This is a genomic window from Clostridium sp. UBA7339 (assembly GCF_002470865.1).
In the GTDB taxonomy this organism is placed as follows: Bacteria; Bacillota; Clostridia; order Clostridiales; family Clostridiaceae; genus Clostridium_J; species Clostridium_J sulfidigenes.
In genome coordinates, this window is the sequence record NZ_DKPI01000006.1 from 241,688 (window position 1) to 263,800 (window position 22,113).

The window sequence follows — 22,113 nt, forward strand, 5'->3', positions numbered from 1 at the left end:
TTAATTTCCTCCTAAGTCACCAAGCTCATACATAATTAAGCTAAGAGCTACAAAGCCAGCAGTCTCCGTTCTTAGTATTCTAGGCCCTAAGGTTACTATAAATGCTCCAGCATCCTTTAATGCCTGAATTTCATCCTCTTCAAAGCCACCCTCAGGTCCTATGATAATGGCTGCTGTTTCTATATTTTTATCTGATACTTGGTTTTTTACATATTTTATTCCTTGATTTTCTTGATTTTCATAGGGTACTATGACTAAATCAAAGTTCTTTATCTCTTCCTTTAGGTTATTAAAATCTATAGGTTGGTTTATAGTTGGAATTATACTTCTTTTGCTTTGTTTGCAAGCTTCTAATGCAATTCTGTTCCATCTATCTACCTTTTTAAATTCTGAGGACTCATTGCCCTTAACTACAACTCTCTCTGTAATTATAGGGGTGATTTCACTGACTCCTAGCTCAGTACACTTTTGAGCTATTAAATCCATTTTAGCTGCCTTTGGTAATCCTTGAAAAAGCTGAACTCTTAAAGGACTTTCATTATTTAAAGCAACCTTTTCAATTAGGTTTACTCTTACTTCTTTTTTATTTACCTCTAAAATTTCTCCTATATATTCAACACCCTTGCAGTTATTGATATTTACTTTATCCCCTTCTTTAAGTCTAAGCACCTTATATATATGCTTAACATCATCGCCTTCAATGATGCACAGAGATTCATTTATGCTATTATCTTCCACAAAAAATTTATGCATTTTAAATATACTCCCATCACACAATTTTACTTTTTAGCAATAATACAAATCCATTCTCCATCTTCCATGACTTCTTCAATTATAAAGTTTAGGGTCTTTAACTTGTCAGCAATTTTATCTCTTTGAGTGTTTAAGATACCAGAAGCTATGAAGTATCCCTCATCTTCTATAAAGGCTCTGACACCTTCACTTAAAAACATGATTATATCAGCTAAGATATTAGCTACTACTATATTAGCTTTACCTTCTACTACTTCCATTAAATCTCCATAAAGAATTTCGATGTTATTTACTTTGTTGAACTCTAGATTTTTCTTTGCAGATTCTACAGCTACTGGGTCTAAATCTACTCCTACTACATGTTTTGCTCCTAATTTAGCTGCAGCTATAGATAATATTCCTGAACCAGTACCTATGTCAAATACAGTGGTATCTCCCTTAACTTTTTTCTCTAGAGCTTTTATGCACATTCTTGTAGTTTCGTGGGTTCCTGTTCCAAAGGCCATTCCTGGGTCTAGCTCTACTACAACCTCTCCAGGTTTTTCTTCATAATCTTCCCAGGTAGGCTTTACTACAATGTGCTCCCCAACCTTAGCTGGTTTATAGTACTGCTTCCAATTATTTGCCCAATCATCTTCATTTACCTTATGATAAGTTACTATGCCTTCACCTTTATCAAAGCCAAATTCACCTAACTTATCTACACTTTCCTTTATGTAGTTTAGTGTATTCATAAAGTTTTCACTATCCTTAAAGTACCCTTTAACCATAGCTCCTTCTTCAATAGTTAAAACTGACTCATTTATAAAATCTGCAAAGCCCAGGTTTTCCTTCTTAAATTCCACATCTGCCACATCTTCTATGGAAACTCCTTCTACATCACAGTTATAAAGAAAACCAGCCACAGCTTCTGTAGCCTCACTGCTGGTAAGTACCGTTACTTCAATCCAATCCTGATCCATTTCTACTTCCTCCATATCTATACATTAAATTATACTTAAGTTATATGAACAATAGTTAATAGGTTTTAATTAATATTATTGCCATCATTTTAAAAGATGTCTATGGTATTATACACTAAATAATCTTTATTGTGTAATTATATATCACATATTACAAAATAACAAAATAACTCTTCCTTGGCAATAGTGAATCTTTTCTATTGCAAGAAAGAGTTTTATTTGGCTCTATAATTTTTATCGACCCCTAATATTCTACTGTTCTATAGATGCTTAGTCAATTAGGTTATCTTTAAATCCAAGACCAAAGGCTTCATCAAAGGAAGAAATCATAGTCATAGCTGTTGGGTCTATGGTACTTACAATTCTACGCAAATTATATACCTGAGATTTACTGCAAGCACACATTAACATTTGACGACTCTCTCCTGAAAAAGCACCAGTAACATTCATTATAGTTACTCCTCGTCCAACTTCCTTTCCAATGACATCTGCAATTTCCTTTCCATGATTAGTTATTACCATTGCCATTTTTCCTGCTTCAAAACCAGACATAATCTTATCTATTATTGTTGATGTAGCTATAGTCATAATAATTCCTAATAATACAGCATCAATAGTTCCAAATACTAATCCACCTAGAAGGATAACACAACCATCAATAGCAATTGTAATCTGCCCAATAGATAGGTGAGGTGCTTTTTTTCTTACAGAAAGAATTAAAAAGTCTGTTCCTCCAGTAGATGAATTTCTCATATATATGAGTGCTAGTCCAGCTCCAGATAATACTCCTGCAAACACAGCTGCCAGTATAGGATTTCCTGAATAAATTGGGATAAGTGGAAACACTACATCCATAAAGAAGGCTGAAATTACCATAGTTTTTAGAGATTTAACTAAAAACCATTTTCCAAGCACCTTATAACTAATTATTATTATTGGTATGTTAAGTAATAAACTACATACACCTATTGGTATTTTAGTAAAAAAGTTTATAATTATTGATAAACCTGAAATTCCACCAGGAGCAAAGTTAGCTGATAATGCAAAGGTATAAATACCAGCAGCATAAAGTATACTACCAATGATGTCATAGAAGGTATCAATGGTAATGTCATAGATCTTTTGTTTTTCAATTTTCATGTTATTGCCTCCAACCTTTTTATTAAAGTTATATCTTATGATTTCGTAGAAATTAACATGATTCAGACATGACTAAAAGGTTTACATGTGCTAAAAAATTTAACTTCTACACCACTAGTAATAAAAGCGCAATAAACCCTAAAATATCATTAAATTCTACAGTAATATTATAAATATTTTGTCTAAAAAAGTCAATTATTAAATTTTTAAAATATTCATATTGTTATCTATATTTTGCCAATGATCAATTTTACCATTAATATACTGAAATTTAAGATTTTAATATAAATTGGCTCTGTTGAAAATTACAGTGATAGGATATATAAGCACTAAAAATAGCTAAAGTCCTATACTAACTATTACAAGACTTTAGCTATATTAAAAATATTTGTGGGTTATATTAATTTTTTTATTACTTTCCAAATATTCCTTTTTTGTGTTTTTTCTTTTCCACAGTAGTTTCTGGAGCTTCTCCACTAGCCTCCATAAACATTCTTAGAGCTTCTGCCTGTTTCTCATTAAGAGATTTTGGTACATCCACTATTACCTTAACATAGTGATCTCCTCTACCTACAGAGTTAACTCTAGGAACCCCTTTAGCTTTTAATCTAAATACAGTTCCAGGTTGAGTTCCTGCTGGAACCTTATAAGTAACATCTCCATCCACTGTTGGAACCTTTATGTCTGTACCAAGAGCAGCCTTTGCAAAGGATATATGGGTTTCCATATGGATGTCAAAGCCTTTACGTTTAAATATATTATGAGATGTAACTCTTATATTTATATAAAGATCTCCTGCTGGCCCTCCATTTTCTCCTGCTTCACCTTGTCCTCTTAGTGGCATTACATTTCCTGTATCAACACCTGCTGGAACATTCACTGTTAAATTTCTAGTTTTTCTTTCTTTACCAGTTCCTCTACAAGTTGAGCATGCTTCCTCTATTATAGTACCTTTACCTCCACAAGCATCACAAGTTGTAGTTGTAGAAATAACTCCTAATGGAGTTCTTCTTTGAACATTTATCTTCCCTCTACCACTACACTTAGAGCAAGTTTTAGGAGTAGTACCTTTTTTTGCTCCTGTGCCTCCACAAGTTTCACATTTTTCTCTTCTAGTAACTTTAATTTCCTTCTCACAGCCAAATACAGCCTCTTCAAAGGTTAAATTTAAATTAAATTCTAAATCTGCACCCTTTCTTGGAGCATTTTTATTAGATGAAGAGGAAAATCCTCCACCAAAGATATCGCTAAAAATATCTCCAAAGCCGCCAAAGCCTCCACCGAAATCAAATCCATCAAAACCTTGGGCTCCGTTAAAGTCTGCAGTACCAAATTGATCATATCTCTGTTTCTTCTCTGGATCTGATAAAACTTGATATGCTTCATTTATTTCTTTAAACTTTTCTTCTGCTTCAGCATTTCCTTGATTTCTATCTGGATGATACTTTAAAGCAGCCTTTTTAAAAGCTTTTTTTATCTCATCATCACTGGCACTTTTATCTAAGCCGAGTACTTCATAATAATCTTTATTAGCCATATTTAAAACTCACCACCTATTTTACTTCGAATAATATATTAAGATATATTATGTATAATTGCAACCATGTATTAATGGGAACATTAAATTTTCACATTAAAATTTAACATTAAAATCAGTTTTAAGGGATGAGTGTTTCATCATCCCTTAACTGATTTAATGAATATTATTCTCCATCTACTTTAAAATCTGCATCTACAACATTGTCATCATGTGGTGCATCTTGAGCTCCTGCTCCTTCTCCTGCTGCTCCACCCATGTTGTTTGGATCGAAACCTTCTGCTCCTGGCTGTCCGCCTTCAGCTTGGTATACCTTTGAAGATACAGCGTAGAATTCTTGTGTTAACTCTTCTGTAGCTTTTTTAATAGCTTCTATATCTTCTCCGTCTTTAACTGATTTTAATACTTGGATTCTTTGTTCTACCTTAGCTTTATCATCAGCAGAAACTTTATCTCCTAGGTCAGTTAAAGTTTTTTCTGTTTGGTAAACCATTTGATCTGCAGTATTTTTAACTTCTATAGCTTCTTTTCTCTTCTTATCTTCTTCTGCAAATCTTTCTGCTTCATTTACTGCATTTTGGATTTCATCATCACTTAAGTTAGTTGAAGCTGTGATAGTTATATTAGCTTCTTTTCCAGTTCCTTTGTCTTTAGCAGAAACTTTAACTATACCGTTAGCATCTATATCAAAAGTTACTTCGATTTGAGGAATTCCTCTTGGAGCTGCTGCAATTCCAGAAAGAGTGAATCTTCCTAAAGTTTTGTTGTCAGCTGCCATTTGTCTTTCACCTTGAACTACGTGAATCTCAACAGATGTTTGACCGTCTGCTGCAGTTGAGAATACTTGGCTCTTCTTAGTTGGAATTGTTGTATTTCTTTCGATTAATGGAGTAGCAACTCCTCCTAAAGTTTCAATTCCTAATGTTAATGGTGAAACGTCAAGAAGTAATACATCTTTAACATCTCCTGTTAAAACTCCACCTTGAATAGCTGCACCTGCTGCAACACATTCATCTGGGTTAACTCCTTTTGATGGTTCTTTTCCTGTAAAGTTTTTAACTGCTTCTACAACAGCTGGGATTCTTGTAGATCCACCAACTAATACAACCTTGTCAATTTCTCCTATTGAAAGATCAGCATCTTGAAGAGCTTTTCTCATTGGCTCAATAGTTCTTTGTACTAAATCATGAGTTAATTCATTGAATTTAGCTCTTGTTAGGTTCATATCTATATGTTTTGGACCTGTAGCATCAGCTGTGATAAATGGAAGATTGATGTTTGTTTGAGTAGAAGATGATAATTCTATTTTTGCTTTTTCAGCAGCTTCTTTTAATCTTTGAAGTGCCATTTTATCATTTCTTAAATCAATTCCATTAGAAGCTTTAAAATCTTCAGCTATATAATCCATAACCTTTTGGTCAAAGTCATCTCCACCAAGACGAGTATCTCCATTTGTAGATTTAACTTCGAAAACTCCATCTCCAAGTTCTAAGATAGATACGTCGAAAGTACCACCACCAAGGTCATATACAAATATCTTTTGGTTTGTATCCATTTTGTCAAGACCATAAGCAAGAGATGCAGCTGTTGGCTCGTTTATAATTCTCTTAACATCAAGACCTGCAATTCTTCCTGCGTCTTTAGTTGCTTGTCTTTGGCTATCATTGAAGTATGCTGGAACTGTGATAACCGCTTCTGTAACTGTTTCTCCAAGGTATGCTTCAGCATCTGCTTTTAATTTTTGAAGTACCATTGCAGATATTTCTTGTGGAGTATATTCTTTTCCATCTATATTTACTTTATGATTTGTTCCCATTTCTCTTTTAATTGAGATTATAGTTTTATCTGGGTTTGTTATTGATTGTCTTTTTGCTACTTGACCAACAAGTCTTTCGCCATCTTGTAAGAAAGATACTACTGATGGAGTAGTTCTAGCACCTTCTGCGTTTGGTATTATAACTGGATCTCCACCTTCCATAACTGATACACAAGAGTTTGTTGTTCCTAAATCAATTCCTATAATTTTTGCCATTGTAATTTCCTCCTATAAATTAATACACTTATTTTCTTCTAATTTACTATATACATTTATTTTTAATTAAAGATTAAAATCTTTATAAATCATAGATTAATTTGCTACTTTAACCATACTATGTCTTAATACTTTATCGCCTTTTTTATATCCCTTTAGGAATACTTCAGCTACTTGATTTTTTCCTAAGTTTTCATCTTCTATATGCATTACTGCATCATGGAAGTTAGGGTCAAATTCTCCATCAGATGAGATTTCTTCAACGCCTAGCTTTTCAAAAGAAGCTGTAAACTGATTTATAGTTAATTCAATACCTTTTTTAAGATCTTCTGCACTACCATCTACTGCAACAGCTCTTTCTAAATTGTCTAATACAGGTAGTATTTCCTTTAATACATCAGCACAAGCCTCTGTATATATATTTTCCTTTTCCTTAGAAGTTCTTTTTCTAAAGTTATCATATTCAGCTACAGTTCTTAATAATTTATCTTTCAAAGAATCATTTTCTTCTTTAAGCTCTTTAATTTCTTCTTTGCGATTTCTGAATTTTTTCATCTCATCTTCCTTATCATCTTCCTCTTTAACCTCTGAGGTTTCTTCACCGGAAGTGCCTTCCTCTTCATTTTGTTCTTTTTCAGAAGGGTCATTTTCTAAAATTTCATCCGCATTATCTTCCATATCTTTTTTATCTAGCTCTTGGTTTTCTTCCATATTATTTTCCAATGCTCTTTCCTCCAATCTAAATGCTTATCTCATTTACTTTGAATTTTGAATATATATAAACCCATAGTTAATCTGGATCATATATGCTAGAGATCTTGTCGTTTATCTCATTAACCACAGTATCAAGAACAGCTATAACTTTATCATAATGGATTCTTGTAGGTCCTATAACTCCTATGGTACCCATAATACGGCCATTACAACTATAGCTAGCAGTGATTATACTGCACTCTTTAGCGCATTCCACAAAGTTTTCTTCTCCTATACTAATAAATAAAGATTCCTTGTTTCCTTTGCTAAGAATTTCATTTAGGTTTTCTTCATTATTTACTAACCCTAAAAATGCCTTTGCCTTATCGATGTTATTATATTCAGGATAGTTAAATATATTTGTAGCACCCTTAGTATAAATTTCACCATAATCTCCCAACACTAGCGTTTCATGAAGAACAGGAATTATACAGTCAAATATCTCTTCGTAACCAACTAATTCATTTTTTAAATTAACAAGGAAATCTAGAGTAATTTGTTCTATGCTAATCCCTACAAGTAGTCTATTAAGAGCATTATTCACTTTTACTAGCTTATTGTCATCTACTGGATTTGTTACTCTAATAGTATTATTTTTTATATTACCATTGTCTGTTATTATTGTAGATAAAATTATGTGCTTTTCTATTGCTAATAACTTTATATACTTAATACTTGACTTTTTAACAGAAGCAACTTTTACTACAGAAGTTAGTCTAGTAATATTAGAAAGTACATCTATAGCACCCTTAATTATACTATCTATTTCACTTATAGATGTGTCCTTTATCAGGTCATGTCTTATAGTTTCATGCTCTTCTTCTGTAAGTCTGCTAGGGGTCATAAGTCTATCTACATAAAGTCTATAACCCTTATCAGAAGGTCGTCTTCCAGAGGATGAATGGAGTTGTTCTAAAAATCCCATTTCTTCAAGATCAGCCATTTCATTTCTAATAGTAGCTGAGCTTATTCCTAAATCGTATTTTTTAGATATGGTTCTTGAACCTACAGGTTCTCCGTAAGTTATATAATCATTTATTATAGCCTGTAAGATTTTAATCTTTCTTTCATCCATATCCATGTTATCACCTCTTTGTTAGCACTCACTACTCACGAGTGCTAATGACTATATTTAATATATATCATTTATAAAATTCAATGTCAATATGATTCATAAATTATTTACAAAATTAAATCTGACATCACTTGATTACTCAGTTCTATACCTCTTTTAGTAAGGTATAATCTATCTCCTTTTAAATTTAATAAATCCAACTTTACATACTTATATATAACTTCTTTATATTTTTCAAAAATGGAGATGTTAAACCTTCTCTTAAATTCTTCTATACTTATACCTTCTATTTTTCTTAATCCTAAGAACATGAACTCTTCTATATCATCCTTTAAGGAATTTTCATTACTCTCTACCACTGCAGATCTTTTATTTTCCATAGACATTATATAGGTTTCTATTTTTTCTTCATTTCTATACCTAATGCCATTAACATAGGAATGGGAAGATGAGCCACAACCAATATAATTTTCTAAATTCCAATATATTTTATTATGCCTGCACTCTAATCCATCCTTTGCAAAATTGGAAATCTCATACTGGTGATATCCTTTTATCTCTAAAAAATTAATTGCTTCAGCATACATGTCTCTTTCTACATCTTCATCAGGTAAAATCAATTTATTCTTTTCATAAAGATTATAAAACTTAGTTCCTTCTTCTATGATTAAGCTGTAGCAAGAAATATGCTCTGGCTTTAACTCTACAACCTGACTTAAAGTTTCCTTCCACTGAGCTAAACTTTGATCTGGAAGTCCAAACATTAAATCTACATTTATATTATTGAAACCAAAATTCCTTAACATTTCATAGCTATGTTTAAAATCCTCAAGGGAATGGATTCTTCCTAGTGAAGTAAGGTGACACTGTTGCACAGCTTGAAGTCCCATAGAAATTCTATTTACTCCCATAGCTTTAAAAATTTTTAGTTGTTCCTCATTAAAAGTCTTAGGATTTCCCTCTATAGTAAACTCAAAACCTTCCTCTATCCTGTTTAATCCCCTAAGGGCTTTTTCTATAATTTTCCACCCTTCAATGCACAAATAGGTGGGAGTTCCCCCACCTATAAATATGGTGCTTATAATTTTATCCTGGCAAGAAACTTTAATTTCCTCACTCAATGCCTTAGCATAATCCATCATTAAACTTTCTTTACCACTATAGGAAGGAAAATCACAGTAATGACATTTCATCTTACAAAATGGTATATGAATATATAATCCCACTGTATTTAATCCTACTGTATCCATTTTTCTTCTCCTTTAATATCCACTTTATTAACTTCTGAAAATTCTTCTCCATGACAAGGTTAATCGCTAGGAAACTAAATTTGATTAAGAAATTTATGATTGTTTCTACGCCGATTACCTATTGTCATTGCGAAGAATTTTCATGACATTAATAAATTAATTATAAGTACTACTAACTAGTCAACTTTAAGTACTGCCATGAATGCTTCTTGTGGAACTTCAACGCTTCCTACTTGTCTCATTCGCTTCTTACCTTCTTTTTGTTTCTCAAGAAGTTTTTTCTTTCTTGAGATATCTCCACCGTAACACTTAGCAAGTACGTCTTTTCTCATAGCTTTTACAGTTTCTCTAGCTATTATTTTAGCTCCTATGGCTGCTTGAATTGGAATCTCAAACATTTGTCTTGGAATAATCTCCTTAAGCTTTTCTACCATGGATCTTCCTCTGTGGTAAGCTCTATCTGCTGGAACTATCATAGATAGTGCATCCACTACATCTCCATTAAGAAGTATGTCAAGCTTAACAAGTTGAGTTCTCTTATATCCTTTAAGTTCATAGTCAAAGGATGCATATCCTCTAGTTCTAGATTTTAAAGCATCAAAGAAATCATAGACTATTTCATTAAGTGGAATATCATAGTTAATTACAACTCTAGTTTCTTCGATATATTGCATATCTATGAAGGTTCCTCTCTTCTCCTGGCATAACTCCATGATTGCTCCTACATAATCTGAAGGTGATATTATTGAAGCCTTAACTTCTGGTTCTTCCATATAAGATATTTCACTTGGCTCTGGTAGGTTAGTAGGGTTTGTAATCTCTATAATTTCCCCATCAGTTTTAGCTACCTTGTAAACAACGGAAGGTGCAGTGGTAATTATATCTAGATTAAACTCTCTCTCTATTCTCTCTTGAATTATCTCCATGTGAAGTAATCCTAAAAATCCACATCTAAATCCAAAACCTAGAGCTATAGATGTCTCTGGTTCAAAGGATAGGGCTGCATCGTTAAGCTGTAGCTTTTCAAGAGCTTCCTTTAAGGTTTCATACTTAGCTCCATCTACAGGGTATATTCCACTAAATACCATAGGTATAGCTGGTCTATATCCTTCTAACGGATTAGCTGCTGGTCTTCCTGCTTCTGTGATGGTATCTCCAGCTCTAGCATCTTTTACATTTCTAATAGCTGCACTTAAGTATCCAACATCTCCAGCTCTAAGTTCATCTACCTTTAATGGACCTGGAGTAAATACTCCTACCTCAGTTACATCGTACACTTTATTAGTATTCATTAATTTGATTTTAGTTCCTGGCTTTACTACCCCATCAAATACTCTGATGTAGGTTACTACACCTTTATATGAGTCATAGTAAGAGTCAAAGATTAAGGCCTTAAGAGGAGCTTCTTCATCCCCTTCTGGTGCTGGTACTTTAGCTATAACCGTTTTAATTACATCCTCTATATTTAATCCTGTTTTAGCAGATATTAATGGTGCATCATCTGCTGGAATTCCAATAACATCTTCAATTTCTTGCTTAACCTCATCAGGTCTTGCACTTTGAAGATCTATTTTGTTTATAACTGGAGCAATTTCAAGGTCATGATCTAAGGCTAAGTAACAGTTTGCAAGGGTCTGTGCTTGTATACCTTGAGTTGCATCCACAACTAATACAGCTCCTTCACAAGCTGCTAAACTTCTAGAAACCTCATAGTTAAAGTCTACGTGGCCTGGAGTATCTATTAGATTTAAAATATACTCTTCGCCCTCTTCTGTTCTATGTATAAGTCTTGCTGCTTGAGCCTTGATTGTAATTCCTCTTTCTCTTTCTAATTCCATGTTATCTAGTACTTGGGCTTCCATTTCCCTAGCTGTTAAAGTACCTGTTTTTTCAAGTAATCTATCTGCTAAAGTAGACTTGCCGTGATCTATATGTGCTACTATAGAAAAATTTCTTATGTGTTTTTGTCTGTTAGTTTGCATCTACTCAAATACCCCCGTAAATTTATATTAACTCTTTATTAAAGTCACTGTTTCTAATCTAATTATCAACTATACTTAGTTAGATAATAAACCAAAGTAAATTATACCATAAAATAAAGGTTCCTTGTCAATATACTTTATAATGTTAACTTTTAAGTTTCATTAGATGGCAATGCTAGTTCCTTAATAGTATCTCCTATAACCTTAGTGCCTTTAATAAAATTCCTAAAAGGCTGACCATTAAGGATTATATTAAATTCCCCTATTTTTATATTAACCTTCGAATCCCTGTCATTAGAGCTTACATAAAAACTAGAGCTTTGTCTCACCACCTGAGGTAAATTCATATTTACCACTAAAATTCCGTATATCATAAATCCTACTGAAATTATTATTAAAAACTTGCATAATCCTGTCCTTAGTGTCTTACTATTCATCTTATCTATTCTCCTTTACCTATAGGTGCTCAAAATAAAAAAAGTACCTCACATTTAATGATGTACTTTTTCTTATATTTTTATTCTTTCTTAGGCATCTTCAAAAAATAAATAAGTCAGAATGCTCGTCTATTTATTTATTTTCAGATGCCTTACTTAGAATTTAAATATTGTGCAAAAACTATACTCATATATTTCATTGAGTTTTTAGCTTCTTGTAATTTGTTGGTATCTGCTCCAACCTCCATGAGTATAGCATTATCACTTAAATCTTGGTTATAAAATAAAATACCTCCATGGTCATAGGCTATAATGCCCCTCTCTCTATACAACCCAGGATAAAGCTTATTTGCTATAGCAAATATGGATTTAACATTTTCTATATGCTTAGGATATTTAGGGTCCTGCATGGTTGTTACTAAAGTAAGCTTTGCAACATCATCTCCCTTTATGTTTCCAGTAACATCTTCTTTTCTAGGACCACCATCTCTATGAAGATCTATTATTAAATCAAACTCTCCATAACTACTTATGTTTTTACTTATGGTTTCTCTAGACGCATGATAAGCTCTATTATAATCAGCCTTATCATGTATTGTTTTATCATGGACAACTGTAAAGCCTAATTTCTCTAGTTCAGAAGTAAGAACATCCCCAACTCCTGCTACGGTGGTAGATAATCCACCGTTTCCTTCTGCATAAGCTTCATTAGTATGAGTATGATATATCAATATCTTCTTTTTAGAATTATCTTTAGGATCACCAACTACGTCTACCCCTTCTTGAAATTTATTTATGTCTGTATCTTTTAGTTCGAAAGGATTTATTGTAATTTTCTGTACTACCTTAGCATGTTCCTTCACATTCTCAAGAGCAGTTTTATCCCTTAAATTTTCTTCGTCTAAAAAGCTTATTTCCTTTCTAACTATATCCAAAGGATTCAAGGTAAAATTACCTACAAATTTTGTATCATCCTTATTTACTGCTGGCTTTAAAGTACTGACACTTTGCCCTATGAGCTTCATAAAAAAGTTAGTTCTATTGATACTTTCTAAGTTATCATCATCTAAGGCTTGGGTAGACCTAGATAAACCTATAGATATTACCATGACTACTGCTATTATAGCAAGGATAGCTCTAGAACAATACTTTCCAGCATCTGTCTTACTTTTGTTATTCACCGTATCCCCCCCTGTTTGAGTTATACATAGGTATAATTAATTACTCTAATAATTTATATGAGGAGGGAATAAATTTTATTACTTTAGTTTAAATAAGTATTTATATCATCTAAGGTTAAAGCTGGTTGAAGGGCTATGTTTATGCCATTGGCAATTATTTTAGATACACTATCTATTACTTTATCAATATCTTTAGGAGTTACTACCATGCCCCCTAATTCTGGGTCTAAAACCTCTCTAATCAATGTTTGTCTTTCATCTCTGTCAACTTCCTTAAGCATGCTATAAAAGGCACCACCCTTAGTTGAAGACTTGATTAAGCTTTCTAAAACTAAGTCTATGGTATCATTAGCTATAGTTCCTGCATCTACCACTGTAGGCACTCCTATGGCTATTACAGGGACTCCTAGGGTCTTTTCACTGAGCTCTAATCTTCTATTTCCAACTCCTGCTCCTGGAGATATACCTGTATTACCTAGCTGTATAGTTCTATTTACCCTCTGTGTCTTCCTAGAAGCAAGAGCATCTATACAAATTATTACACTAGGTTTTACCTTATCTACTATACCCTTTATAATTTCGCTGGTTTCCATACCTGTAAGTCCTAAGACACCAGGGGATATAGCACACACTGGTCTTACCCCCTCATCAATGCTATCTGGAACATATTCTTTTAAGTGTCTACTTATCATTATCTTTGACACTACCTTTGGTCCTACGGCATCAGCGGTGATATTCCAGTTACCTAACCCTACCACTAAAGCTACCATATCTTCATTTAGATTAATCAGCTTTGATAACTCTTTAGCCATAACTTCACTTACATCTATTATTCTCTCACCATCATAGTATACGAATTCTGGAAATTCTAAGGTTATATATTCACCAATAGGTTTTCCTATGTTTTTAGCTCCTTCTTCATCTAATATTTTTACTGCAGTAACTCTAACGTTATTATCTATGTATTCCTCCGATTTTACTCCTGACAATTTTCCAGGATTATTTTCACTATAAATCTCTTTAGCTTCTAAAGCTAAATCTGTCCTTACACTGTAAACTACTTCTTCTTTATCCTTAGACTTGTTTTTCTTCATCATAATTATCACACCTCATTTATGGTATTTTTCATATTATTCCTATATACATTAGTATGTATATTTATCTTTTCCCAAAGTTTCTTTCATATACTAATATGTTAAAGGTAAATTCTACTTGAAGTACGCAAAATTTAATGTTATAATAGCTTTTGTTATATGAAACTCGTAAGCAGACTTCCCCAAAGCTGCCGCTGAGAGATTGATAAAAATACAAGGGGGTGAATTAATAATGGCAAACATTAAGTCAGCTAAAAAAAGAATCAAAGTTACTCAAGCTAAGACTATGAGAAACACTATGATAAAGTCTTCTTTAAAGACAACTATAAAGAAATTTGAAGCTGTTCTAGCTAGCAATGACGTTGCTGCTGCTCAAGAAAGCTTTAAAACTGTAGTTAAAGCCCTTGATATGGCTGCTTCTAAAGGCATAATACATAAGAATAAAGCAGCTAAGAAAAAATCTAGATTAGCAGCTAAGTTAAATGGATTATCTGCTTAATAAATAAACCGGTGTATTCACCGGTTATTTATTTTTTTGCATATATTTAATTTAAAACTTTTTATTTATTCATCATGGTCTTTACCATAAGCATTTCAATGGCATTCTTTTGATCTACAGATTTACTTTTTATTTCACTTTCCGTTTCAATGCAATTTTCTATATTCTTCTTTAGAGCTTCCTGAGAAAACTTTTTGCTTTGAACTATCATCTTATCTGCAATATAGGGATTTAGGTTATATTCCTTTACTATGTCTTCTTTTCTAATCCCTTTTCCAACCTTTATTCTTATGGCAAATAAAAGCTTAAATTGACGCTCTATCATAGATAATATTTTAGGTGGTTTTTCACCCCTATATATCAATTGATTTAAAGTATCTATGGCTGCCTTTATATTTCTTTCTGAAAGATAGGATACTAAATTAAATATATCATTCTCCTTTTCATAGGGACACATCTTTATTATATCTTCTCTAGTTATCGCCCTTCCTTCAGTGTATAAAATAAGCTTCTCTATCTCGTTATCTACTATGTTCATGTTATTTTCTATGATGGAGCAAAAGTATCCAACTTCACTTTTCCCTATGGACTTTCCCTTCTCTTCAAAGATGGCTTTTACTTTACTTTGAAGACCCATGCCCTTTAGTTTGTCAACTTTTACAACCTCACATACATTTTGAAGCTTCTTAACCTTATTACTAAGTTTTTCTCTATCATCTTCAAATACATAGTACATAATTAAAAAGGTATAGGGAGGAATATCCTTAAGATAGTTTCTAAGGCTATCTATATCTTCTCCCTTATCTCTTAAAAAGTTAGCTCTAAAGATTTCTACCATTCTATATTCGCTCATAAAGGGTATAGTTTCGCAATTATTTATTAAAGCATCTACATCTAATTTATCTCCAGAAATTCTTGTATAGTTAAAATCAGCAAAACTTTCATCTATCTTTAAATTTCTTATTTTTTTTATAGCTGTCTTTATAAGTCCTTCATCAGAACCACAAAGTATATAACAATTTTTTAGTTTATTTTCTTTTATGTGTTTTTCAAGTTGTTCTAAGGTTATCAAGAAAAATTCCTCCACTCTTTAATTCTGTATAATACTTATTTCAGCATAATACTTATTCTAGTGAACATAATTATGATATAATTCTCCACCTATGAGTTTATAGTTTTCATAATAATGTCCTAGAATAATTCCTTCTCTTTTTCTGTTAATCCTTATTATATCACAGTTTGGACTTGTTGATGAAAAATTGCTTTTATAACAGCATTGAGTGGCTTCTTTTTCATATTCCTTGTCTATAATTATATTGCTAATTTTACCCCTATGATTTATTTGTAAAGAGAGAACTCCATCCTTATCTTCTACATCTATAATGCAATGCTTTGATAGTTTTAAGGTTAGCTCTTCTTCAGATTCATCATAGATTCTATCTAACCCCTTATAATTTTCATAGACATATTTCAACTTCACCTTTTGATTACATACCATTACTTTTCTGGTACCATAGTTTATTTCTACAATATCAGCCTTTTTCCCCCCTATAAAATTTATTTCTGGGTAAATTATATATTGCTGCTTTATAGTTAAAAGAAATAGTAATATAGGCAAGTATCTTAAAGATTTCACCCCTCTTCTTATAAGGATATAACTTATGTATAATATGAGAATCATAACCCCTTCTATGTAAGTAAATTCTAAGGGTAATGGCAAAAGATTAACTAAGAAAGCCTCCATGGTATCAATTATAAGCAACACTGAGTTAGTAATGAGAGACAAAAGATTAAACACCGTTGGAACCTTAATAAATAGAAGCAGAAGATTACCTAAAACTAATAGAAAGGTGTAAAAGGGAATCAGAAATAGATTAGAAATTAGTCCACCTAAACTCACAGCATTAAATCTCATTATTATATAGGGTGTAGTAAAAATCATAGAGCTAAAGGTTAAACTAAGGGAGGCAGCTATAAAATTGGGGAGCTTATAAAATTTCCTTTTAATTTTATTATTTAAAGTGAAGATTCCTAATACGGCTAAAAAGCTAAGTACATAACCTATATCTAATATGTAGTAAGGTTTTATTAACAGAAGTAAAAATGCTGCAAAGGCTAAGGCTGATATACCTTCATAGGTCTTTTTCACCTTAGGGCCTAATACTAGTAAAAATATCATTATAAAGGCTCTAAAGGTAGAGCTTTTTCCTCCAGTAAATATAACATAAAAGAAAAGAACTATTAAAGCTAGTTTATATCCAATTATACTTTGAAGTACTCCATAAATTAGTGATACATGAAGTCCTGATACACTTATTATATGGGATATACCTAAAGCATTAAACTCTTCTCTTTTATCGTAATCAATATAGCTATCATCGCCACCACTTACTGCCAGTATAATAGCAGCTCCTTCTTCATCTGTAACAGCTAAAAGCTTATTATAAAGATGACTTTTTATCAAGTATCCCTTATATATTAAATCTTCCTTTAAAGGCTTTGAAGCTATCAGGTTATACTCTCCTACAATGCCTTTACTATAATCTACCTTTCTATGAAATTCTCCTTTTAATATGTACTGCCTTCCCAATTGAATATCCTTGTTCTTAGGAAAAATTTTAATTCTTCTATTTTGAAGACTACCAATATAGTAATCCTTCCCTTCCTCTACAATTCTGCACTTAATATTTTCCCCTAGGTCCATGGAATAAAAATATATAATGCAGTTTATAAAAAACAACATAGAAAACCCCATAACTATAAAAGCTAGGGGTTTCTTAAAATCTTTTTTAAGTAAAAGTATATAAATTACTATAAAAACTACAGCTGGTAAAATTCCCATGTAGCTATATAAAAAATATATAGTACATCCAAAAATCCCTGCCAAGCATATCTGAACCATTGATTTATCCATAATATCACCCTGTAGTATCATTGCCAAAGTAATAAATTGTAATTCAATTTTATGGATAAAACTACATTTTTACAAATTTTTAATAACTCTATTAGAAAACTTAGAATACATTGTTCTCATTTCAATTTGCTTTTTAAACATTTCTTTAAAAATTATATCTTTGGTATTTGAATTTATGCCAACATATTTAAATCTAAAGAATATTTTATCCTCCATAGAATATGAATTAATAATACATCCAGGAATTTTTATCTTTTCTCCATCTTCATAATCAATAAAAATAATTCCTACCTTTATTTCTTCATTTATATCTTTTTTGTATAAATAAAAGTCTATAAATTCGCCACCAATTAAATTTATATATATTTCGTATTCTTTTTTATTGGTAGTTATAAATTTACCATCAATGAGCCATCTTAATGAAAATGTATCATTTTCTTTTATTAGTTCTAAATTAGAAAATGTAATTTCATCATCTGAAATATTTTTTAGTGTAGGTCTAAATTTCATCATAATATTATTTAACTGAATGTAAATTGTAAGTTTAGTTATAAGACTTTTATCTAACACTCTATTTAAATATTTTTCAGTATTTGTAAAAATGTATGTTTCTCCATCTTTTCTAATATTACCAAAGCTAGTAATGCTACTTTTTTTATGACTTTCATTATCCTCTATTGCTATAGTTAGATTGCAATATATTCCTGAACCCATTAAAAGCTTATCATAATCCGCACTTTCTTCTAACAATACATTTACTGCAACTTGTACTATACTATTATCAAATCTAGTACCACCACTATCATATAGTTCTTCGATAATTTCTTCAACACTTTTACGTTTTCTAATATAAGTGTTAGTCATCATGGAATCAATGTAATCTGCTATAGAAAGAATTTTACTACCAATAGGTATTTCCTTATCCATTTTACCATAGGGATAGCCCTTTCCATCTATTCTCTCATTATGATATAAGATTATTTCCGGAAATCCTCCAACCCTTAAAAACTTGTCAACTTGCAATGCTATATTATAACTATAATTAACTTTATTTTTTAAAATTTCTTCTTCCTCTTTAGTAGCATCCCACTTTTTATCTCTTATATTAGGATCAAGATATATTCTACCTATGTTATGAAGCAATGCTGCAATCTGAAGTCTCTTTAGCTCATCTTTAGATAACCCTAATTTTTCGCCTATGGTTAAACATAAATGCGCAACGTTATAGGGATGTGAAAGCATATAGGGTTCATTTATTTCACTCATATATAATAAAATATTTAAAAATCCATATATATCATTTGTATACTTATCTTTATTCTTATAAGAATAATTAATAATTTGCATAATTAATTTCTGAAAATCCTCATTATTAAATTGTATTCTAAAGTCGCTTTCTTTAAATGCCACCATACATATAAATCCATAAACTTCCTTAGAAAACTTTTCACCTTCAAATAAAGGAATATAAATTTCATAATAGGAACCAGAAAATGCTTTTCCAAATCCTGAACTATTATTCACTTTGGTTTTATTATCTAGTATTAGAGTCTTCTTTGAGTTAAATATAATCTTAAAATTAGTTTCCAAGCTTCTAATATTAGGCTTCATATCACTTTCTAATAAATTGCTTATAAAATCTGTAGATTTTATATAGGATGATTGAATTTCTAATAGCTCATTTGAATTTCTATTGTGGATAAAAATTTTCATCAAATCAAAATTAATATACCTAAGAGATTCATTTATTGTATGCTTAATCTTTTCTATAGGATAAAAATCTAGTAATTCCATAAGTATCCCCCCTACCATAATTTTTAAAAACTATTTATAATAAATTGTAATTCAATTTTATAACCAATTTATATATATTTCTTCTGCTGGCATTGGCTTTGCAAAGTAATATCCCTGAATCTCATCACATTGTAATTTTCTTAGACATTCCAATTGTTCCTTTCTTTCAACCCCTTCAGCTATTACAGGAACCCTTATTGCTTTAGCAACGGTAATTACAGCCTTAACGATTGCATAATCATAGTTATCTTTATCTATTAGGTCTACTAAAGGTTTGGCTATTTTTATCCTATCTACTGGTAACTGCTTTAAATAATATAAAGAAGAATATCCAGTGCCAAAGTCATCAACAGCTATTGAAATACCCATTGCATTAATCTTTAACAATGTATCTTTAACTTTTATATCTTCTTCCAATTCTAAAGTCTCTGTAATTTCAATTTCTACTTCTTCAGGTGCAATATGATATCTTTCCATGGTTTCTTTTAATTTTATAATGAAACTATTATCCTTTAACTGTCTTACAGAAACATTAATTGCCATTCTAAGGTGTTTATTAGTTTTTTTCTTCCACTGGGATAGCTGTGCCATGGCAGTTTCCATAACCCAATATCCTATGGGAATTATAAATCCTATTTCCTCTGCAATGGGAATAAATTCACCAGGAGAAATGAATTTTCCATCATTTCTTTGCCATCGCATAAGTGCCTCAAAGCCTATAATTGTTTCATCTTCAATGGAGACTTGTGGTTGATAATACAATTGAAATTCTTCATTAAAGTCAGCTTTTTTAAGCATAATTTCAATTTCATTTTTAGCAAATGCTAATTCTCCTAGTTTTTGGGTAAAGACCATTGCCCTATTAAATCCTAATAGCCTAGCTTGTAGCATAGCTATATCTGCATGTTTAATCATTTCATCTCTATTTTTTGCATCAAGGGGATATATAGATATTCCTACATTTAAAGTAACTCGTATATCATACTCTTCAATGGTAAATATGTCGCTACAGGCATGTATAAGATTTTTAGCCATTTCTAATCCATCTTCATAGGTATATGAACCTTCCTTAGCAAAAACAAAAACATCTTCACCAAAGGAAGCTAAAATATCTTCTTCTCTGTAAACATACTCTTTAAGTCTCTTTCCTATTTCCACTAATACTTCTTCCCCAATATAATTACCAAACATGGTTTTTAGCATTTTATATTTATTTAAATCAATGTAAAAAAGAATAATATTTTCATCTTTCTTCAGATTATTAATATTATTATCTATCTGCTGAAGAAAATATCTCCTACTATGTAATCCTGTAACTACATCTTTATTTATCAAATCATTTAACTCTTTTGTTCTTTCCTGAACCTTGCTTTCCAACCTTAAGTTTAATTGCTTTTCATTTTTTAATAATTCTTCTTTAAGTATATTGGTTTGAACATGATTTGAATGTATATAGTAAAAGGTAATAACTATAAGCATTAATAATAAATATTCTAACTGCACTCCTTTAAATAGGATTAAAATTATTGGAGCAGTTAATAATAAAAGCCCCTTTTTATTTCTACCACTATTCATGAATTCAGTACGTTCTATCTTATGTTGAGTTTTAATTTTAATAATTGACCCTATAGCTGCCACTCCAAAAGCAATTACATATGCAGCATCTAATAATGAATTCGGCTCATATAGGCTGTAAAAATATTCATAATAATAAATAATATCAAAAACTATATAAAGTATATATGAACCAGCTGTAACCCTTAAATATAAAGGTATTTTCCCTTTTCTTATAGACAAGAACCAACTAGCAACCCATATAAATATTAAAAAGTCTACAAATACACAAATCATAAAAATCCAATCACTTTTCATAAGTATTGCATTTTGCATATCAGTATTAAAAAATATAACCCAAACTAAAGTCATAGTACAGATTGTTATTGCAACAGTATCTATTAAAACCTGGGTTGCATTCCATTTTTTAAATTGATGATATCCACCTATAATTAAGGAACATAGTAACAGTACATTAGTTAATAAATACCCACTTACTATAGCACTAACTTGTTCTGGATTAATTTTCAGAATTATAGCTTCCACTGCCCACATAACATCACAAACAGCCCAGTTTAAAATACTTAGAGCCAAAAATAGTCCTGAAGTTTTTAATGTCTTATTTTTCTCCTCCATATAAAAACCTTTAAAAACATAATAAGCTGCTATAAAAGTTACAATGGGAGATAAAATGTTCCCAAAAAAATTCGATTTTACAACGGTTGCTCCGAAATAGGATAAATATAAAATTGCTATTAATACCACTGTCAAAACTTTCTTCATAATCCATTTCTCCCTTACAATCGTAGAAATATAATATATAACTTATTTCCCATATAGAATACAGGTTTTCTATTCTTAAATGTAATATCTATTATTCTTTTTTTAGGATGAAAATCCTTTATTTATATAATAAAAATTTTCATTTATAATTTCATTGAAGTTAATATAGTGAATGTAAATATAAAATTGTATGAATATATCAATGAAATCATATGTAAATATAGAAATATTTGTATAGGTAACTATATGACTATTTCTATAGTTACCTATTTACCTATAAAACTATATAAATAGTTAACTAGTTAACTATTTGTTGTGTTCATGCGGGTTTCAAGGATTATTCCAAAAAAAGTAACGGGGTCAGACCCCCTCT

The 22,113-nt window shown here is 31.1% G+C and carries 17 protein-coding genes; 1 reads left to right on the forward strand and 16 read right to left on the reverse strand.

The annotated features are described in order from the left end of the window. The 12 genes from B2S02_RS04550 to gpr all read right to left on the reverse strand — a co-directional run bounded on the left by B2S02_RS04550 (nucleotide 1) and on the right by gpr (nucleotide 14,199). On the reverse strand, nucleotides 1-753 hold the full coding sequence (locus B2S02_RS04550; RefSeq protein WP_035128879.1) for a 16S rRNA (uracil(1498)-N(3))-methyltransferase: 753 nt from the start codon (nucleotides 751-753) through the stop codon (nucleotides 1-3). A gap of 26 nt (nucleotides 754-779) precedes the next feature. Next, nucleotides 780-1,715 carry a 50S ribosomal protein L11 methyltransferase gene (gene prmA / locus B2S02_RS04555; protein ID WP_346878649.1) on the reverse strand — a complete coding sequence of 312 codons (936 nt, stop codon included), beginning with the start codon at nucleotides 1,713-1,715 and terminating at the stop codon, nucleotides 780-782. Between the two features lie 270 nt (nucleotides 1,716-1,985). Further along, a complete protein-coding gene (locus tag B2S02_RS04560) occupies nucleotides 1,986-2,855 on the reverse strand; it encodes a YitT family protein (protein WP_346878648.1) in 870 nt (289 codons plus the stop codon). A gap of 412 nt (nucleotides 2,856-3,267) precedes the next feature. Continuing rightward, the gene (gene dnaJ / locus B2S02_RS04565) at nucleotides 3,268-4,392 is read right to left on the reverse strand and encodes a molecular chaperone DnaJ (protein WP_346920366.1); all 1,125 of its coding nucleotides are present in this window, start codon (nucleotides 4,390-4,392) and stop codon (nucleotides 3,268-3,270) included. Between the two features lie 166 nt (nucleotides 4,393-4,558). Further along, on the reverse strand, nucleotides 4,559-6,424 hold the full coding sequence (gene dnaK, locus B2S02_RS04570) for a molecular chaperone DnaK (protein WP_346848419.1): 1,866 nt from the start codon (nucleotides 6,422-6,424) through the stop codon (nucleotides 4,559-4,561). 96 nt (nucleotides 6,425-6,520) lie between these two features. Next, nucleotides 6,521-7,147 carry a nucleotide exchange factor GrpE gene (grpE, locus tag B2S02_RS04575; protein WP_278245209.1) on the reverse strand — a complete coding sequence of 209 codons (627 nt, stop codon included), beginning with the start codon at nucleotides 7,145-7,147 and terminating at the stop codon, nucleotides 6,521-6,523. Nucleotides 7,148-7,214: 67 nt separating this feature from the next. Next, the gene (gene hrcA, locus B2S02_RS04580) at nucleotides 7,215-8,252 is read right to left on the reverse strand and encodes a heat-inducible transcriptional repressor HrcA (RefSeq protein ID WP_346848510.1); all 1,038 of its coding nucleotides are present in this window, start codon (nucleotides 8,250-8,252) and stop codon (nucleotides 7,215-7,217) included. A 107-nt stretch (nucleotides 8,253-8,359) separates the two neighbouring features. Beyond that, nucleotides 8,360-9,502, reverse strand: a complete 1,143-nt coding sequence (gene hemW / locus B2S02_RS04585; RefSeq protein ID WP_346878646.1) for a radical SAM family heme chaperone HemW — start codon at nucleotides 9,500-9,502, stop codon at nucleotides 8,360-8,362. A 176-nt stretch (nucleotides 9,503-9,678) separates the two neighbouring features. Next, complete coding sequence (gene lepA, locus B2S02_RS04590) at nucleotides 9,679-11,484, reverse strand: translation elongation factor 4 (RefSeq protein ID WP_346848417.1); 1,806 nt, start codon at nucleotides 11,482-11,484, stop codon at nucleotides 9,679-9,681. Between the two features lie 152 nt (nucleotides 11,485-11,636). Beyond that, nucleotides 11,637-11,921 carry a hypothetical protein gene (locus B2S02_RS04595; protein WP_346848416.1) on the reverse strand — a complete coding sequence of 95 codons (285 nt, stop codon included), beginning with the start codon at nucleotides 11,919-11,921 and terminating at the stop codon, nucleotides 11,637-11,639. A 152-nt stretch (nucleotides 11,922-12,073) separates the two neighbouring features. Then, nucleotides 12,074-13,102 (reverse strand): stage II sporulation protein P, encoded by a 1,029-nt coding sequence (locus B2S02_RS04600; RefSeq protein ID WP_346848415.1) that lies wholly within the window; start codon nucleotides 13,100-13,102, stop codon nucleotides 12,074-12,076. 83 nt (nucleotides 13,103-13,185) lie between these two features. Next, entirely contained in the window at nucleotides 13,186-14,199 is a 1,014-nt protein-coding gene (gene gpr, locus B2S02_RS04605) for a GPR endopeptidase (protein WP_346848414.1), read from the reverse strand. Between the two features lie 229 nt (nucleotides 14,200-14,428). Here gpr and rpsT point away from each other — a divergent pair, with 229 nt between their 5' ends. Beyond that, nucleotides 14,429-14,695, forward strand: a complete 267-nt coding sequence (gene rpsT / locus B2S02_RS04610; RefSeq protein ID WP_035128853.1) for a 30S ribosomal protein S20 — start codon at nucleotides 14,429-14,431, stop codon at nucleotides 14,693-14,695. A 61-nt stretch (nucleotides 14,696-14,756) separates the two neighbouring features. Here the strand turns inward: rpsT and holA are convergent, their stop codons facing one another. The 4 genes from holA to B2S02_RS04630 all read right to left on the reverse strand — a co-directional run bounded on the left by holA (nucleotide 14,757) and on the right by B2S02_RS04630 (nucleotide 21,740). After that, nucleotides 14,757-15,767 carry a DNA polymerase III subunit delta gene (gene holA / locus B2S02_RS04615; protein WP_346848413.1) on the reverse strand — a complete coding sequence of 337 codons (1,011 nt, stop codon included), beginning with the start codon at nucleotides 15,765-15,767 and terminating at the stop codon, nucleotides 14,757-14,759. Between the two features lie 57 nt (nucleotides 15,768-15,824). Then, the gene (locus B2S02_RS04620; RefSeq protein ID WP_346920367.1) at nucleotides 15,825-17,609 is read right to left on the reverse strand and encodes a ComEC/Rec2 family competence protein; all 1,785 of its coding nucleotides are present in this window, start codon (nucleotides 17,607-17,609) and stop codon (nucleotides 15,825-15,827) included. Nucleotides 17,610-17,678: 69 nt separating this feature from the next. Continuing rightward, on the reverse strand, nucleotides 17,679-19,403 hold the full coding sequence (locus tag B2S02_RS04625) for an HD-GYP domain-containing protein (protein ID WP_346891590.1): 1,725 nt from the start codon (nucleotides 19,401-19,403) through the stop codon (nucleotides 17,679-17,681). A gap of 57 nt (nucleotides 19,404-19,460) precedes the next feature. Beyond that, the gene (locus tag B2S02_RS04630) at nucleotides 19,461-21,740 is read right to left on the reverse strand and encodes a bifunctional diguanylate cyclase/phosphodiesterase (protein ID WP_346920368.1); all 2,280 of its coding nucleotides are present in this window, start codon (nucleotides 21,738-21,740) and stop codon (nucleotides 19,461-19,463) included. Nucleotides 21,741-22,113 lie beyond the last annotated feature (373 nt).

Coding starts and splice junctions, on each gene's coding strand:
- B2S02_RS04550 (WP_035128879.1), bottom strand. CDS start 753: ATGCATAAATTTTTTGTGGAAGATAATAGCATAAATGAATCTCTGTGC.
- prmA (WP_346878649.1), bottom strand. CDS start 1,715: ATGGATCAGGATTGGATTGAAGTAACGGTACTTACCAGCAGTGAGGCT.
- B2S02_RS04560 (WP_346878648.1), bottom strand. CDS start 2,855: ATGAAAATTGAAAAACAAAAGATCTATGACATTACCATTGATACCTTC.
- dnaJ (WP_346920366.1), bottom strand. CDS start 4,392: ATGGCTAATAAAGATTATTATGAAGTACTCGGCTTAGATAAAAGTGCC.
- dnaK (WP_346848419.1), bottom strand. CDS start 6,424: ATGGCAAAAATTATAGGAATTGATTTAGGAACAACAAACTCTTGTGTA.
- hrcA (WP_346848510.1), bottom strand. CDS start 8,252: ATGGATGAAAGAAAGATTAAAATCTTACAGGCTATAATAAATGATTAT.
- hemW (WP_346878646.1), bottom strand. CDS start 9,502: ATGGATACAGTAGGATTAAATACAGTGGGATTATATATTCATATACCA.
- lepA (WP_346848417.1), bottom strand. CDS start 11,484: ATGCAAACTAACAGACAAAAACACATAAGAAATTTTTCTATAGTAGCA.
- B2S02_RS04595 (WP_346848416.1), bottom strand. CDS start 11,921: ATGAATAGTAAGACACTAAGGACAGGATTATGCAAGTTTTTAATAATA.
- gpr (WP_346848414.1), bottom strand. CDS start 14,199: ATGATGAAGAAAAACAAGTCTAAGGATAAAGAAGAAGTAGTTTACAGT.
- rpsT (WP_035128853.1), top strand. CDS start 14,429: ATGGCAAACATTAAGTCAGCTAAAAAAAGAATCAAAGTTACTCAAGCT.
- B2S02_RS04620 (WP_346920367.1), bottom strand. CDS start 17,609: ATGGATAAATCAATGGTTCAGATATGCTTGGCAGGGATTTTTGGATGT.
- B2S02_RS04625 (WP_346891590.1), bottom strand. CDS start 19,403: ATGGAATTACTAGATTTTTATCCTATAGAAAAGATTAAGCATACAATA.
- B2S02_RS04630 (WP_346920368.1), bottom strand. CDS start 21,740: ATGAAGAAAGTTTTGACAGTGGTATTAATAGCAATTTTATATTTATCC.